At 64.2% G+C, this 15,376-nt stretch carries 12 protein-coding genes and 2 pseudogenes; 10 read left to right on the top strand and 4 right to left on the bottom strand.

What is annotated here, in order from left to right:
• Positions 1-39: 39 nt before the first annotated feature.
• Positions 40-954 (bottom strand): sugar kinase, encoded by a 915-nt coding sequence (locus H4I97_RS02180; RefSeq protein ID WP_182306321.1) that lies wholly within the window; start codon positions 952-954, stop codon positions 40-42.
• Positions 951-1,652, bottom strand: a complete 702-nt coding sequence (locus H4I97_RS02175) for a GntR family transcriptional regulator (protein ID WP_182306320.1) — start codon at positions 1,650-1,652, stop codon at positions 951-953. Before H4I97_RS02175 ends, H4I97_RS02180 begins: the two co-directional genes overlap by 4 nt.
• Before the next feature lie 152 nt (positions 1,653-1,804).
• On the opposite strand from H4I97_RS02175, the gene uxaC reads away from it, so the two are divergent.
• The 10 genes from uxaC to H4I97_RS02125 all read left to right on the top strand — a co-directional run bounded on the left by uxaC (position 1,805) and on the right by H4I97_RS02125 (position 12,125).
• On the top strand, positions 1,805-3,157 hold the full coding sequence (gene uxaC, locus H4I97_RS02170; RefSeq protein ID WP_244658697.1) for a glucuronate isomerase: 1,353 nt from the start codon (positions 1,805-1,807) through the stop codon (positions 3,155-3,157).
• A gap of 31 nt (positions 3,158-3,188) precedes the next feature.
• Positions 3,189-4,178, top strand: a complete 990-nt coding sequence (locus H4I97_RS02165) for a TRAP transporter substrate-binding protein (RefSeq protein ID WP_182306318.1) — start codon at positions 3,189-3,191, stop codon at positions 4,176-4,178.
• A gap of 67 nt (positions 4,179-4,245) precedes the next feature.
• Positions 4,246-4,767 carry a TRAP transporter small permease gene (locus H4I97_RS02160; protein ID WP_244658696.1) on the top strand — a complete coding sequence of 174 codons (522 nt, stop codon included), beginning with the start codon at positions 4,246-4,248 and terminating at the stop codon, positions 4,765-4,767.
• A gap of 2 nt (positions 4,768-4,769) precedes the next feature.
• On the top strand, positions 4,770-6,050 hold the full coding sequence (locus H4I97_RS02155) for a TRAP transporter large permease (protein WP_182306317.1): 1,281 nt from the start codon (positions 4,770-4,772) through the stop codon (positions 6,048-6,050).
• 7 nt (positions 6,051-6,057) lie between these two features.
• A complete protein-coding gene (locus H4I97_RS02150; RefSeq protein ID WP_182306316.1) occupies positions 6,058-6,381 on the top strand; it encodes a cupin domain-containing protein in 324 nt (107 codons plus the stop codon).
• Positions 6,382-6,404: 23 nt separating this feature from the next.
• Complete coding sequence (kduI, locus tag H4I97_RS02145; protein ID WP_182306315.1) at positions 6,405-7,226, top strand: 5-dehydro-4-deoxy-D-glucuronate isomerase; 822 nt, start codon at positions 6,405-6,407, stop codon at positions 7,224-7,226.
• A complete protein-coding gene (gene kduD / locus H4I97_RS02140; protein WP_182306314.1) occupies positions 7,223-7,972 on the top strand; it encodes a 2-dehydro-3-deoxy-D-gluconate 5-dehydrogenase KduD in 750 nt (249 codons plus the stop codon). Before kduI ends, kduD begins: the two co-directional genes overlap by 4 nt.
• A complete protein-coding gene (locus H4I97_RS02135) occupies positions 7,944-9,407 on the top strand; it encodes a mannitol dehydrogenase family protein (protein WP_182306313.1) in 1,464 nt (487 codons plus the stop codon). Before kduD ends, H4I97_RS02135 begins: the two co-directional genes overlap by 29 nt.
• On the top strand, positions 9,404-10,600 hold the full coding sequence (gene uxuA / locus H4I97_RS02130) for a mannonate dehydratase (protein WP_182306312.1): 1,197 nt from the start codon (positions 9,404-9,406) through the stop codon (positions 10,598-10,600). Before H4I97_RS02135 ends, uxuA begins: the two co-directional genes overlap by 4 nt.
• Positions 10,593-12,125, top strand: coding sequence for a UxaA family hydrolase (locus H4I97_RS02125; protein ID WP_182306311.1), 1,533 nt, complete (start codon positions 10,593-10,595; stop codon positions 12,123-12,125). The genes uxuA and H4I97_RS02125 overlap by 8 nt, the downstream gene beginning before the upstream one ends.
• A gap of 87 nt (positions 12,126-12,212) precedes the next feature.
• On the opposite strand, the pseudogene H4I97_RS02120 reads toward H4I97_RS02125, so the two are convergent.
• Together H4I97_RS02120 and H4I97_RS02115 are read right to left on the bottom strand one after the other, a co-directional pair.
• A pseudogene (locus H4I97_RS02120) lies at positions 12,213-13,645 on the bottom strand (NAD(P)(+) transhydrogenase (Re/Si-specific) subunit beta).
• Positions 13,646-13,660: 15 nt separating this feature from the next.
• Positions 13,661-15,234, bottom strand: a pseudogene (locus H4I97_RS02115) (Re/Si-specific NAD(P)(+) transhydrogenase subunit alpha).
• Positions 15,235-15,376: the final 142 nt, after the last annotated feature.

The following is a 15,376-nucleotide window of genomic DNA, read 5'->3' as shown; positions in this document are numbered from 1 at the left end:
GGCGAGCGGGTTTCCCGCTCGCCTATTGTCTTCCAGGCTTCACACGTCGATGCCGACGAGTGCCCCGCGCTTGCCGATCACCTGCGCGGCGACCTGCGCACCGCGGCCGATCGCATCCCCCATTGATGCCCCCGAAAGCCGCACCGAAAGGAAGCCGGCATTGAAACTGTCGCCGGCGGCGGTGGTGTCGACGACCTGGGCAACCGGCTGCGGATCGAAGGTGACGACACCCTCCTCGCGCCCCTCCGCATGGATCCGGCCAACGCCGTTCTTCACCACGATCGTCGAGGCTCCGGCATTCCGATAGCGGGCAATCGTTTCGAGTGGCGAGGTCTCGCCGTAATACTGCCCATCCTCGTCAAAAGAGGGCAGCACGATATCCGCGACCTCGGCGGCCTCCGCAACTGCGGCACACATCACCGCGACATTTGGCCAGAGCCTCAGCCGCATGTTCGGATCGAAGGCGACGCGCGTTCCCCGCCGACGCGCCTCGGCAAGAGCCTCGAGAAGGTTGCGGCGGTCCTCCTCCGAGAGGATCGCGAGCGTGATTCCGGAGAAGAGCGCCACGTCCGTTCGTTCGAGCGCGGCGGAAAGCACGTCACGATCACGCGCCAGCAGCTTTGCGGCCGACTGGCCCCGCCAGTAGGAGAAGCTGCGTTCGCCGTTGTCGAGCTCGATCATGTAGAGGCCGACGGTGCGGCCGGAAATGCGCCGGACGCTGTCGGTGCCGACGCCTGCCTTCTGCATGAAGCCGAGCATATGATCGGAAATCCGGTCTTCGCCGACGGCCGAGCAGTAATCGACCGACCAGGCCTCCGGCAGCAGGCGGCGCAGATACCAGGCCGTGTTGAAGGTGTCACCCGCGAAATTGCGCGTATACGCTCCGTCGGCGCGAGGCGCCATTTCGACCATGCATTCGCCGATCGCAAGAACCCGGTGATGTCTTTCGTTCATTTCTCGTCCGCCGCGAAATACTGCCCGTGGCTTTCCCGGATGCGACCTATGATTCCCTTGATCCGCGAAAGATGGACGCGCATGCGGGCCGCAGCCGCATCCCCGTCATGAGCCCTCAGCGCCTTCAGGATCTCGATGTGATCCGCAAACGCACTCTGTGCTCCGAAGGAAAGGCTAAGATACCGGACCCGATCCATATGCGCCTTGCTGTCGCGGATCAGCGCCCAGGCAAAGTCATGACCGGACATGTCGCAGATTCGCTTGTGAAAGTCATCATCGAGCGCATGAAACAGAACCTTGTCATCCGTCTCCATTGCTTTGCGCTGTCTTGCGATCAACTCTTCCAGCTCGTCCATCTGCTGGTCGGAGAGCACCGCAGCAGCGGCCCGGGCCGTTTCCATCTCGAGCGCCGTGCGGATGAAACGCGCCTGTAGCACGCCCTTTTCGGAGATGTGGCTGACGACTGTCGCCCGCTGCGGACGGATGAGCAGGAAACCGAGCTGCGATAACCGGTAGAAAGCATCGCGAACAGGTTGTCGCGAGACACCCATTTGCTTCGCGACCTCCACTTCCGACAGCTTGGTGCCCGGCGGCAGGTCGAGCTCGACTACCTGATGGTAGAGCTGCTCGAAAACCAGTTCCGTAACCGACGGCACACGCACGCTGTCCACCGCGCGAAGCTGAAGCTGATCAGCCATGAAGCCTCCGTTGACTCATATTGCATACTAACATATTAGTTTGCTCCGGAAATGCAAATCGCGTTTCCGGACCTTAGTAAGCGAGCGGCGAGGAGGCCACGGATTTGCTGCAGGAGGACAGGCTTTTACCGATCGAATCGACGGCGCGCGGCATGGCGCGTAGCCTATACGAGACCGTTCGGACCTTGCCGATCGTCAGCCCGCACGGCCACACCGATCCGCGCTGGTACGCGGAAGATGCGGCCTTCACGGATCCCGCCCAGCTCTTCGTCGTTCCCGACCATTACGTCTTTCGCATGCTCTGCTCGCAGGGCATCCCGCTCACTGCACTCGGCGTGCCGCGTGTCGACGGCGGCCCGACGGAAACCGACGGGCGGAAGATCTGGCGGCTCTTCGCCGAGAACTTCCACCTCTTCCGCGGAACCCCGAGCCGCCTGTGGGTGGAGCAGTCCTTCGCCGACGTCTTCGGGCTCACCAAGCGCTTCTCGACGGAAACAGCCGACGAGTTCTACGACCACATCAAGGACTGCCTCGCCCGTCCGGAATTCCGTCCACGGGCCCTGTTCGAGCGCTTCGGTATCGAAGTCATCGCGACGACCGAGAGCCCGCTCGACGAGCTGAAATGGCATGAGATGATCCGCCGGTCCGGCTGGACCGGCCGCGTCGTCACCGCCTACCGGCCCGACCCTGTCGTCGACCCCGAGTTCGAAGGCTTTCGTAGCAATATCGAACGCTTCGGCGAACTCGCCGGGACCGATGCCACCACCTGGGAAAGCTATCTCGAGGCGCATCGCATCCGCCGCGCCTTCTTCAAGTCCTATGGCGCGACGAGTTCCGACCATGGCCATCCGACCGCCCGCACCGAGGATCTGCCGCAGGCAGAGGCCGCGACCCTTTTCGAAAAGGCGCTCGCCGGCCGCTGCACGCCAGAGGAAGCCGATGCCTTCCGCGGCCACATGCTGACCGAAATGGCGCGCATGAGCCTCGACGACGGCCTCGTCTTGCAGATCCATCCGGGTTCGTGGCGCAACCATTCGGCCGGCGTCATGGCGATGCACGGCCGCGACAAGGGCTTCGACATTCCGACGCGCACCGACTACGTCCGCGCCCTGAAGCCGCTGCTCGACGCCGTCGGCATGCGTCCGGAGCTCACCGTCATCCTGTTCACGCTCGACGAGACGAGCTATTCTCGCGAACTGGCGCCGCTCGCCGGCGCCTATCCGGCGCTGAAGCTCGGACCCGCCTGGTGGTTCTTCGACAGCGCCGAGGGCATGCGCCGCTTTCGCGAACTGACGACCGAAACCGCGGGCTTCTACAACACCGTCGGGTTCAACGACGATACCCGCGCATTCTGTTCGATCCCCGCCCGCCACGACGTGGCCCGCAGGGTCGACTGCGCCTATCTGGCAACGCTTGTCGCGACCGGTCGCCTCGACGAGGACGAGGCGTTCGAGGTCGCCCACGACCTCGCCTACAAGCTTGCGAAAACTGCTTACCGGCTGTGAGGACAGCTGCAACAAGAGGAGGAGAAGAGAAATGAGCATCCTGAGGAAATTCGGCCTCGCCGTCCTGGCGTCCGCCGCGATCGTCGCCTCGGCCGTATCGGCCCAGGCGGCCGACCTTGTGCTGCGGTCTTCCGACACGCATCCGGACGGCTACCCGACGGTCGAAGCCGTCAAGTACATGGGCAAGCTGCTCGAGGAGCGCACCAACGGTCGCATCGGCATCGAAGTGTTCCACTCCGCCCAGCTCGGCGAAGAGAAGGACACGATCGAGCAGACCCAGTTCGGCGTCATCGACCTTAACCGCGTCTCGCTCGGGCCGTTCAACAACATCATCGAGGAGACGCAGGTCGTCTCGCTGCCTTACATCTTCCGTTCGGTCGACCACATGCACAAGGTGATGGACGGCCCGATCGGCGATGAAATTCTTGCGGCCTTCGAAGCACACGACCTGATCGGCCTCGCCTTCTACGATGGCGGCTCGCGCAGCTTCTACAACTCCGAAAAGCCGATCAAGTCTGTCGATGACCTGAAGGGGATGAAGTTCCGCGTGATGCAGTCCGACATGTTCGTCGACATGGTCGGCGCTCTCGGCGCCAACGCGACGCCGATGCCCTATGGCGAGGTCTACTCGGCAATCCAGACCGGCGTCATCGACGGCGCGGAGAACAACTGGCCGTCCTACGATAGCTCCGGTCATTTCGAGGTTGCCAAGTACTACACGCTCGACGAACACCTGATCGTTCCGGAAGTCCTCGTCATGTCGAAGAAGACCTGGGACAAGCTCTCTCCGGAGGACCAGGCGATCGTTCGCCAAGCCGCCAAGGATTCCGTTCCGCACATGCGCGAACTCTGGGCCGCCCAGGAGAAGAAGTCCGAGGAGAAGATCCGCGCCGCCGGCGTCCAGATCGTCAACGACATCGACAAGAAGCCCTTCATCGACGCGATGAAGCCGGTCTACGAGAAGCATGTCACCTCCGCAAAGCTGAAGGACATGGTCGCCCGGATCCAGGCGACGGAATGACGAAAACAGACAGGATGGCCGGCGGAGTGTCCGCCGGCCATCCTGGCGCTTACCGTGGAGGCATGGCGTGCAAGACAGTATGAAAGGCCTGGCGCGATTTACCGGCTTGCTCGCGCGTGCCGCATTGTGGGTCGCCGGGACCGGTCTGGTGCTGATGACGATCTTCATCGCCGCACAGGTGTTCTGGCGGTATATTCTGAACGACAGCCTGACCTGGAGCGAACCGGCCTCCGTCATGATCATGGGCTGGTTCATCTTCCTCGGGGCCGCCGTCGGCATCCGCGAGGGATATCACCTCTCGTTCGACATCCTGCTCTACGTCCTGCCGGATCGCGCAAAGAACTGGCTGCACACGCTTTCCGACTTCGCGGTCGCGGCCTTCGGCGGTGGCATGATCTGGTTCGGGTCCTCGCTTGCCGACAAAACCGCCGGCAACATGGTGCCGAGCCTTGGGATTTCGGGAGCGTTCGACTTCATCCCGATCGTCGGCGGTGGCGTCCTTATCGTCCTTTTCTCGGCTGAACGGGTACTGCGGCGGATCGCGGGACTGCCGACCGCGCGCTTCGGCGACGCACCGCTGGAGGAATAATCATGGAACTCTGGGTCCTTTTCGGCACCTTCGTCTTTCTCCTGCTGATCGGCACGCCCGTCGCGTTCTGCCTCGGAATTTCGAGCTTTGCGACCGTGCTCTATCTCGGGCTGCCGCCGGTGGTCGTCTTCCAGCGCCTCAATTCCGGCGTCTCGGTCTTCGCCCTCATGGCGATCCCCTTCTTCATCTACGCCGGCGATCTGATGGTGCGCGGGGATATCGCCCGCCGACTCGTCGCACTGGCGGGCGGGCTCGTGGGCCACCTGCGTGGCGGTCTCGGACAGGTCAACGTGCTGGCCTCGGTCATGTTCGGCGGTGTCTCGGGCTCGGCTGCGGCGGATGCATCCGCTGTCGGCGGCCTCATGGTCCCGCAGATGAAAGAGCGCGGCTATGATGTGGATTACGCCGTCAACATAACGGTGGTCGGTTCGATCATCGCGCTGATGATCCCGCCGTCGCACAACATGATCATCTATTCGATATCCGCCGGCGGACGCATCTCGATCGCCGACCTCTTCACCGCCGGCATCATCCCCGGCCTGCTGCTCGCGGTATCGCTGATGGTCGCCGCCTGGTTCGTTGCCAGACGCCGCGGCTATCCGACCGAACCCTTCCCCGGCTTTCGCGCCCTCGGCGGCCTGCTCGCCTCGGCGGTGCCCGGCCTCATCCTCGTGGCGATCATCTTCGGTGGTGTCCGCTCCGGCATTTTCACCGCCTCGGAATCCTCCAACATCGCCGTGGTCTACGCGCTCTTGGTGACGCTCCTCGTCTATCGCACGCTGAGCTGGAACGACTTCCTCGAAGCGACCTTCGCCGCGGTGCGTACCACCGCCATGGTGCTGATGGTCATCGGCTGTGCGGCATCCTTCGGCTGGCTCCTCGCATACCTGCGGGTTCCCGCTTCCATGGTCGCGCTGCTGCAGGGTTTTTCCGACAACCCGATCGTGATCCTGCTGTTGCTGAACGTCGTGCTGCTGATCCTCGGCACCTTCATGGACATGTCGCCGCTGATCGTCATCACGACCCCGATCTTCCTGCCGGTGGCCACCGCCTTCGGCATCGATCCGGTTCATTTCGGCGTCATCCTGGTCCTCAATCTCGGCATCGGACTTTGCACGCCGCCGGTGGGCGCCGTGCTCTTCGTTGGCTGTGCGGTCGGCCGAATTCCGATATCGCAGGCGATGAAGACGATCTGGCCCTTCTACGGTGCAGCCTTCGGAACGCTGATGCTCGTCAGCTACATTCCAGCGCTGTCGTTGTGGCTTCCCTCCGTCTTCCGATAGGATTTCCATGTCCTCAAACCGCATAAGAGTGTTTCCAGAGGTCGACGCCGGCAACGGCGTCGTCCGACGCGTTCTTGCCGACAGTCCGGACCTGATGGTGGTGGAGTTCCGCTTTCCGCAGGGAGGCGTCGGCGCGCTGCACCACCACCCGCATGTCCAGTCGACCTATGTGAAATCCGGCCGGTTCACCTTCACGATCGGCGAAGAGACCTTCGAGATCGGGCCGGGCGACAGCTTCGTCATCCCCTCGAACGCGGTCCACGGCTGCAGGGCGTTAGAAGCGGGTACCCTCATCGACACGTTCACACCGCGTCGCGACGATTTTCTATGACCGATACGAAGAAGGAGTGAGCCATGCTCAGCGTTGAAATCCGCCACGCCATCGATCCGCAAACCGCCAAGGCCTTCGACACGGCGGCACTTCGGAAGAACTTCCATGTCGGTGACATCTTCAGACAGGGCGAAATCAGGCTCATCTACACCCATTACGATCGCATGATCGTCGGCGGCGCAGTTCCGGAAGGCGGAAGCCTCGTCCTCGACGAGGTGAAGCCCTGCGGCACCGCCTCGATCCTCGACCGCCGCGAAATGGTGATCGTCAACATCGGCGGCGAAGGCACGGTGCTGGCCGACGGCGAGTATGTGATGGCGAAGGGCGACATGCTCTATCTCGGCATGGGCTCTGGGCCCGTCACCTTTGCTGGCGACGGCCGCTTCTACATCCTTTCGGCACCCGCCCATCATACCTATCCGTCGCGCCTCATCCGCATCGACGAGGCGGCGAACATGTCGCTCGGCGCCCAGGAGACCTCCAACGAGCGCACCATCTACCAGTTCGTCCATCCGGACGTGATGACCTCCTGCCAGCTCGTCGTCGGCATGACCAAGCTCGCGAAGGGCTCCATCTGGAACACCATGCCGGCGCACGTCCACGACCGCCGCATGGAGGCCTATCTCTATTTCGATCTCGCCGAGAACCAGCGCGTCTTCCACATGATGGGCGAGCCTGACGAAACCCGCCATCTTGTCCTGAAGAACGAGGAAGGCGCGATTTCCCCGCCGTGGTCGATCCACAGCGGCGCAGGCACCGGCGCCTATACCTTCATCTGGGCGATGGCCGGCGACAACGTCGACTACAGGGACGTCGAAATGGTCTCGATGGAGACGCTGCGATGAGCGCTATATTTTCCCTTGCCGGAAAGCGTGCGCTCGTCACCGGCGCCAATACCGGCATCGGTCAGGCCATCGCCCGCTCGCTCGCCGATGCCGGCGCCGATGTCGTCTGTGCCGGCCGGTCCGCCGTCACCGAGACGGTCGATCTCATCACCAGCGCAGGCGGCAGGGCCGAGGGCCTCGCGATCGACCTTTCCGACCCGATCGCCGCAGCGAGTGCCATCGAGACGCTCGCGGTCCCGGTCGACATTCTCGTCAACAATGCCGGCATCATCCGCCGCGCCGACGCCGTCGATTTCACTGAAGCCGACTGGGACGAGGTTATGGACGTGAACCTGAAGGCCGTCTTCTTCCTGAGCCAGGCCTTCGCGCGCTCGATCCTTGCCCGTGGCGCCACCGGGCGGATCATCAACATCGCCTCGATGCTCTCCTTCCAGGGCGGCATCCGGGTCGCTTCCTACACCGCGTCGAAGAGCGGCGTGGCAGGCCTCACCAAGCTTCTCGCCAACGAATGGGCAGCGAAGGGGATCAACGTCAACGCGATTGCCCCCGGCTACATCGCCACCAACAACACCGAGGCACTGCGCGCCGATCCGGACCGGAGCAAGGCGATCCTCGATCGCATTCCGGCCGGCCGCTGGGGCGACCCGGAGGACATCGGCGGTGCGGCCGTCTTCCTCGCCTCGCCGGCGGCAAAATACATCCATGGTGCAATCCTCAATGTCGACGGAGGCTGGCTTGCCCGCTGATCTTCCCCGTCTCCACCGGCCGGACGGCAAGCGCCCGCGGCCCGGTATCGTCCATCTCGGCCTCGGTGCCTTCTTCAGGGCCCATGGTGCAGTCTATGTTTCCGAGGCCATGGAGAAGTCCGGCGGCGACTGGGGCATCATCGGCGTCAGCCTGGTGCGACCCGACCAGCGGGACTTGCTGGCGCCGCAGGATTATGTCTATACCGCGCTCGAACTCGGCCCCGAAGGCGAGACGCCCCGCGTCATCACCGCCGTCGACCGCGTGCTGGTCGCCCGCGACGATCCGCAGGCGGTACTCGCCGCGATGAGCGATCCGGCAATCCGGATCGTCACGCTGACGGTCACCGAAAAGGGATATTGTCACGAACCCTCGACGGGCCGGCTCAACCGCCAGCATCCCGACATCGTCCACGACCTTGCGCATCCGGACGCGCCGCTTTCGGCGGTCGGTTATCTGGTGCGGGCGCTGGAGCGCCGGCGAAACGCCGGCCTGCGCCCCTTCACCGTGCTCTGCTGCGACAACCTTCCGGAAAACGGCAAGGTGGTGAAAGGCGTCGTCATCGAGCTTGCAGGCCTCATCGATCCCGCGCTTGCCGACTGGATTTCCACGGAAGGCGCGTTCCCCTCGACGATGGTCGACCGGATCGTGCCGGCGACCAAACCGGAAGATATCGAACGGCTGGCGGCGATGACCGGCGTCCTCGACCTTTCGCCGGTCATGCACGAGCCCTTTCGCCAATGGGTGGTCGAAGACCACTTCGTCGACGGCGCGCGCCCCGATCTCGGCGCGGTCGGCGTGCAGCTGGTCAGCGACGTGACGCCGTTCGAACACATGAAGCTTCGCTGTCTCAACGGCACCCACTCCTCCCTCGCCTATCTCGGCTATCTCGCGGGACACGAGACGATCAGCGACACGGTCGCCGATCCCTCGTTTGCAAGGTTCTGCAAGCGGCTCTGGCGCGAGGAGATCGTGCCCGGCCTCGAAGCACCGGAAGGGGTTAGCCTCTCCGCCTATACCGATGCGCTCTTCGAGCGCTATTCGAACCCGGCGATCCGCCACCGGACCTGGCAGATCGCCATGGACGGTTCGCAGAAGCTGCCGCAGCGCATTCTCTCGACGGTCGCCGAGAACCTGAAGGCCGGACGGCCTTTCGCCGGACTGGCGCTCGCGGTCGCCGCATGGATGCGCTATGTCGGCGGCGAGGACGAGACGGGAAACCAGATCGACGTGCGCGATCCGCTCGCTGCACGTCTGAAGAGCCTCAGCGACGCCGCAAACGGCGCCGACGGCAAGGTCGCGGCACTCCTCGGGGCCACAGAGATCTTCCCTCCGGCGCTTGCCGGAAACGAGGATTTTCACGCGACGCTTGCCAAGGCATATGCCGGTTTGCTTGAAAAGGGAGCCGCACGCATGGTGGAGGAGGTCGGTGCATGATCGAGAGCTGGCGCTGGTACGGACCGTTTGACGCGATCACGCTGCCGGAAATCGCCCAGACGGGCGCGACCGGCGTCGTCACCGCCCTCTACGAGGTTCCCTACGGCGAGGTCTGGCCGGAAGAAATGATCCGCGACCGTCAGGACGAGATCAGCGCGGACCGCAACCTCGGCCTCTACTGGAACGTCGTGGAGAGCCTGCCCGTCCACGAGGACATCAAACGCGGCGAAGGCGATCTCGAACGGCTCTTCGCGAACTACCGGCAATCGCTGCGCAACCTGGCCGCCTGCGGCATCTCGACCGTCTGCTACAACTTCATGCCGCTTCTCGACTGGACGCGCACGCAGCTCGACGCTCCGGCACCACGCGGCGGAACGGCGTTGCGCTTTTCGCAGCCGCATATGGCCGCCTTCGAGATCTTCATGCTCGAAAGGGACGGCGCGGAAGCCGATTACAGCGAGGAGGTCCGCGAAGCCGCCAGGGAATGGTACGAGGCCTCGAGCGAGGGGCTGCGCCAGAACCTCCTGAACTCCATCATGGCCGGGCTGCCGGGCGCATTCGACCGTTACGACGTCGCCGGCCTCAGGGAAAAGCTGAAGCAGTATCAGGGGATCGGCCGCGACGAACTCAGGGCCAACTACGCCCGCTTCCTCGCCGAGGTGGTGCCCGCGGCGGAAGAATTCGGCATTCGCCTCTGCGTTCACCCGGACGATCCGCCGCGCAACATCCTCGGCCTGCCGCGCATCGTCTCGACCGGCGACGACATCGAATGGATTCTCGCCAGCCAGGACAGCCCCTCGAACGGGCTCACTCTCTGTTCGGGCTCGCTCGGCGCCAATCCGGCCAACGATGTGCCGGCCATCGCCCGCCGTTTCGCGCCGCGCATTCATTTCGCACACCTGCGCAACGTCGCGAAGGAAACGGACGGCTCGTTCCAGGAAGCCGCCCATCTCGGCGGCGACACCGACATGGTCGCGCTCATTGCCGCGCTGGTTGCCGAGGAACGGCGCCGGCGGCACGAGGGACGTGCCGATGTCTCCATCCCTTACCGCCCCGACCACGGCCACGAATTGCTGGACGATGTCGGTCGTGGCACCCATCCCGGCTATCCCCTGATCGGCCGGATGCGCGGACTTGCAGAACTTCGGGGCATCGTGAAAGCCCTCCAGCATGAAAGTGTTTCCTATGACTGAACCCCACGGCACCCTTCTCCTGCACGCTGACGACAACGTCGCGATCCTCACCGATCCGGTGGCGGCCGGCAGCCGGCCGCTCGGCTTTGGCGAGCCGCTGAAAACGCCGGTCGCCCGCGGCCACAAAATCGCGCGCGTCGCCATCCCGGAAGGCCAGCATGTCTACAAGTTCGGCCAGATCATCGGCTTCGCCAGCCAGCCGATCGCCGCCGGCGAGCACGTCCATACCCACAACTGCGCCTTCGGCGAGCACGACCGCGACTATCGCATCGGTGCCGATCTCGAAAAGGCGAAAGCGGCGATCCCGGCCGTCGAGCCTGCGCACTTCATGGGCTACCGGCGTGCCAACGGCCAGGCCGGCACCCGCAACTTCATCGCGATCTGCGCGACGGTGAACTGTTCCGCCACCGTGATCCGGCGGGCCGCCGACGAGGTGAACCGCTCTGGCATCCTCGATCGCTATCCGAACGTCGACGGCGTCGCCGCCTTCGCCCACGGCACCGGCTGCGCGATCTCGGTCACCGGCCCGGGCTTCGACAATCTCCAGCGCGTGCTCTGGGGCTATGCGACCCACCCGAACGTCGCGGCCGCCGTCTTCGTCGGGCTCGGCTGCGAGACGATGCAGATCGCCCGGATGCGCGCGCTCTACGGCGATCACGACGACAGCCGCTTCTTCTCGCTGACGATCCAGGAAACCGGCGGCACGACCCAGACCGTCCGCCGCATCGTCGATCACATCCACGAGATCTTGCCGATCATCAACGAAGCCAAACGCGAGCCGATCCCGGCCTCGGAACTGAAGCTCGCGCTGCAATGCGGCGGCTCCGACGGTTTCTCCGGCATCACCGCCAATCCGGCGCTCGGTGTCGCGAGCGACCTGCTGGTCGGCCTCGGCGGCACGGTCGTGCTTTCCGAAACGCCGGAGATCTATGGAGCCGAACAGCTCCTGCTGCGCCGCGCCGCCTCGAAGGAGGTCGCCGACAAGCTCATCGAGCGCATCACCTGGTGGGAGAACTACTGCCGGATCAACGATGGCTCGATGGACAACAATCCGAGCCCGGGCAACAAGCTCGGGGGCCTGACGACCATCCTCGAAAAATCGCTCGGCGCGGCCGCGAAGGCAGGCAGCACGCCGATGACGGACGTCCTTCTCTACGGCGAGAAGATCACCGGCCCCGGCTTCGTCTTCATGGATACGCCCGGCTACGACCCGGTTTCGGCAACCGGACAGATTGCCGGCGGCGCCCAGCTCGTCTGCTTCACCACCGGCCGCGGCTCCGCCTTCGGCTCGAAGCCGGCGCCGACGATCAAGCTCTCGACGAGCAGTCGTCTCTACAACGAGATGCGCGACGACATGGACATCAACTGCGGCGACATCATTACAGAGCGCGTCTCCCTCGAGGCCAAGGGCCGCGAAATCCTCGACCACGTGCTGGCGACCGCGTCCGGCCGGAAGACCAAGTCCGAAGAACTCGGCCTCGGCGACAACGAGTTCGTGCCCTGGCAGATCGGCGCAATCATGTAAGACGGCGCCTACCCGTCGCTTATCCCTGAAACGCAAAACCGGAGCAGGTCGCCCTGCTCCGGTTCTTTTTTGCGTCGCTGCCGAAGGTCAGCGGATCATCGGCAATAGGCTGTCGAGCGACTTCTTGGCGTCGCCGTAGAACATCCGCGTGTTCTCCTTATAGAAGAGCGGGTTCTCGATGCCGGAATAGCCGGTACCCTGGCCGCGCTTCGAGACGAAGACCTGCTTCGCCTTCCAGACTTCCAGCACCGGCATGCCGGCGATCGGCGAGTTCGGATCTTCCTGTGCGGCCGGATTGACGATGTCGTTCGAGCCGATGACGATCGCGACGTCCGTGTTGGGGAAGTCCTCGTTGATCTCGTCCATCTCGAGCACGATGTCGTAAGGCACCTTCGCTTCCGCGAGCAGCACGTTCATGTGGCCCGGCAGGCGACCCGCCACCGGATGGATGGCGAAGCGCACTTCCTTGCCGGCTGCGCGCAGCTTGCGGGTGAGTTCCGAGACCGACTGCTGCGCCTGCGCCACCGCCATGCCGTAGCCGGGCACGATGATGACCGAGTCCGCGTCGTTGAGCGCGTTTGCGACCCCTTCAGCGTCGATCGCGATCTGCTCCCCGGTCACTTCCATCTGCGGACCGGCTGTGCCACCGAAGCCCCGAGGATGACCGAGATGAAGGAGCGGTTCATTGCCTTGCACATAATGTAGGAGAGGATCGCACCCGACGAACCGACGAGCGCGCCGACGACGATCAGCAGGTCGTTCGAGAGCGAGAAGCCGATCGCGGCAGCCGCCCAGCCCGAATAGCTGTTCAGCATCGACACGACCACCGGCATGTCGGCGCCGCCGATGCCCATGATCAGGTGATAGCCGATGAAGAAGGCGAGCAACGTCATCAGGATGATCGTCCAGACGCCCGAGCCGCCGACATACATGAACAGCAGGGCGAGCGAGAGGATCGCTGCACCGGCGTTCAGGACATGGCCTCCAGGCAGCTTCTTCGCCTTGCCGTCGACGCGGCCGGCGAGCTTGCCGAACGCGACCACGGACCCGGTGAAGGTGACCGCCCCGATGAAGACGCCGAGGAACACCTCGACCTTGAGGATGACCTGCTCGACCGCCGACTTGTGCGCGAGCACCGCGGCAAAACCTTCGAGCGATGCCCGGCTCGCCTCGTCCATCGCGAGCACGCGGCCGAGTTCGATATGGGCGTTGAAGCCAATGAACACCGCCGCGAGACCGACCAGCGAGTGCATGGCCGCGACGAGCTGTGGCATTTCCGTCATCTGGACGCGTTTGGCGACCACCCAACCGATCGCGCCACCGGCGCCGATCATGATGGCCGACAGGAGCCAGTTGCCCTTGCCGGGTCCATAAAGCGTCGCCGCGACGGCGAGCCCCATGCCGACGATGCCGTACCAGACGGCGCGCTTGGCGCTCTCCTGGCCCGAAAGCCCGCCGAGCGACAGGATGAAGAGAACAGCCGCGACCACATAGGCGGCAGTGGTAAATCCGTATTCCATCGTGCCTCTCCCGCCTTACGACTTCTGGAACATGGCGAGCATGCGCCGGGTGACCATGAAGCCACCGAAGATGTTGATCCCGGCCATGAACACCGAGAGCGCGCCGAGCACGATCACGAGGAAATTGCTGGAGCCGATCTGCATCAGCGCCCGAGGATGATGATCGACGAGATCGCGTTGGTGACCGCCATCAGCGGGGTATGCAGCGAGTGCGAAACATTCCAGATGACCTGGAAGCCGACGAAGCACGAAAGAACGAAGACAATGAAGTGGCTCATGAAGCTTGCCGGCGCGTAGAGGCCGGCAAGCAGGATCAGCGCACCGCCGCCGGCGAGCATCGCCACCTGGTTGCGGGTCTGCGCCTTGAAGGCGGCGACCTCCTGCGCGCGCCTCTCCTCGGGCGTCAGCTCCCTGGGCTTTTCCTTCGGCTTCTGCGCCGCGATCGCCTGGATCTTCGGCGGCGGCGGCGGATAGGTGATCTCGCCCTCGAATGCCACCGTCGCCCCACGGATGACGTCGTCTTCCATATTGTGGACGAGCTTGCCGTCCTTGCCGGGCGTCAGGTCCGTCATCATGTGACGGACGTTGGTCGAGTATAGCGTCGAAGCCTGGGCCGCCATGCGGCTCGGGAAATCCGTGTAGCCGATGACGATCACGCCGTTGTCGGACACGATCCGCTGGTCGGCGACCGTCAGGTCGCAGTTGCCGCCGCGCTCGGCCGCGAGGTCGACGACCACCGAACCCGGCTTCATCGCCGCCACCATGTCGGCGAGCCAGAGCTTCGGCGCGTCGCGGCCGGGGATCAGCGCCGTCGTGATGACGATGTCGATCTCAGGGGCGATCTCGCGGAACTTCTTGAGCTGGGCTTCGCGGAACTCCGGCGACGACGGGGCGGCGTAACCGCCGGTTGCCGCACCGTCCTGCTGCTGGTCGGTGAAGTCCAGGAAGACGAACTCGGCGCCCATCGATTCGATCTGTTCGGCCACTTCCGGACGAACGTCGAAGGCGTAGGTGATCGCACCGAGCGAAACACTGGTGCCGACGGCAGCAAGACCGGCAACGCCCGCGCCGATCACTAATACCTTGGCCGGCGGAATCTTGCCGGCAGCCGTCACCTGCCCGGTGAAAAAGCGGCCGAAATTGTTGCCGGCCTCGATCACTGCACGATAGCCGGCGATATTGGCCATCGAGGAGAGCGCATCCATCTTCTGCGCGCGGCTGATGCGCGGCACCATGTCCATCGCGATGACGTTGGCGCCCTTGTCCTTGCAGAGATCGAGCAATGCCTTGTTCTGCGCCGGATAGAAGAAGGAGATCAGCGTCTTGCCGGTGGTGAGCCGCTCGGCCTCCGCCGTTTCCGGCGGGCGCACCTTGGCAATCACGTCGGCGGTCGCGTAGAGCGCTTCGGCGCTGTCGACGATATCGACCCCGGCTGCGCGATAGGCGTCGTCAGAGAAGCCGGCGGCCTTGCCGGCGCCGCTTTCGATGACGCAATCATAACCCAGTTTACGGAGCTGCGTCGCGCTGTCCGGCGTCATCGCCACGCGCGCTTCCCCCTCGAACACTTCCTTTGGCGAACCTATCTTCAAGCCAGTCTCCCCTTCGCGTCCCAGAAATCCCGTCCTGATTTCGTGTTGAAACACGATCAGAACCGGACCGTTCTGTCCAGATCATTGCAGCCTTTTTCCAACCCTGCCGGCGCATCGTCCTGCAGGAATGCACCGATCTTCG

Source organism: Ciceribacter thiooxidans (assembly GCF_014126615.1).
In the GTDB taxonomy this organism is placed as follows: Bacteria; Pseudomonadota; Alphaproteobacteria; order Rhizobiales; family Rhizobiaceae; genus Allorhizobium; species Allorhizobium thiooxidans.
Note: the sequence above shows the minus strand (reverse complement) of the source record. Positions and strands in the feature narration are given on the sequence as shown.

Bases quoted from the DNA above. Each gene is read 5' to 3' on its own strand.
- H4I97_RS02165 (WP_182306318.1), top strand. From the start codon at position 3,189: ATGAGCATCCTGAGGAAATTCGGCCTCGCCGTCCTGGCGTCCGCCGCG.
- kduI (WP_182306315.1), top strand. From the start codon at position 6,405: ATGCTCAGCGTTGAAATCCGCCACGCCATCGATCCGCAAACCGCCAAG.
- H4I97_RS02155 (WP_182306317.1), top strand. From the start codon at position 4,770: ATGGAACTCTGGGTCCTTTTCGGCACCTTCGTCTTTCTCCTGCTGATC.
- uxaC (WP_244658697.1), top strand. From the start codon at position 1,805: ATGGCGCGTAGCCTATACGAGACCGTTCGGACCTTGCCGATCGTCAGC.
- H4I97_RS02175 (WP_182306320.1), bottom strand. From the start codon at position 1,652: ATGGCTGATCAGCTTCAGCTTCGCGCGGTGGACAGCGTGCGTGTGCCG.
- H4I97_RS02150 (WP_182306316.1), top strand. From the start codon at position 6,058: ATGTCCTCAAACCGCATAAGAGTGTTTCCAGAGGTCGACGCCGGCAAC.
- H4I97_RS02125 (WP_182306311.1), top strand. From the start codon at position 10,593: ATGACTGAACCCCACGGCACCCTTCTCCTGCACGCTGACGACAACGTC.
- H4I97_RS02135 (WP_182306313.1), top strand. From the start codon at position 7,944: ATGTCGACGGAGGCTGGCTTGCCCGCTGATCTTCCCCGTCTCCACCGG.
- H4I97_RS02180 (WP_182306321.1), bottom strand. From the start codon at position 954: ATGAACGAAAGACATCACCGGGTTCTTGCGATCGGCGAATGCATGGTC.
- kduD (WP_182306314.1), top strand. From the start codon at position 7,223: ATGAGCGCTATATTTTCCCTTGCCGGAAAGCGTGCGCTCGTCACCGGC.
- uxuA (WP_182306312.1), top strand. From the start codon at position 9,404: ATGATCGAGAGCTGGCGCTGGTACGGACCGTTTGACGCGATCACGCTG.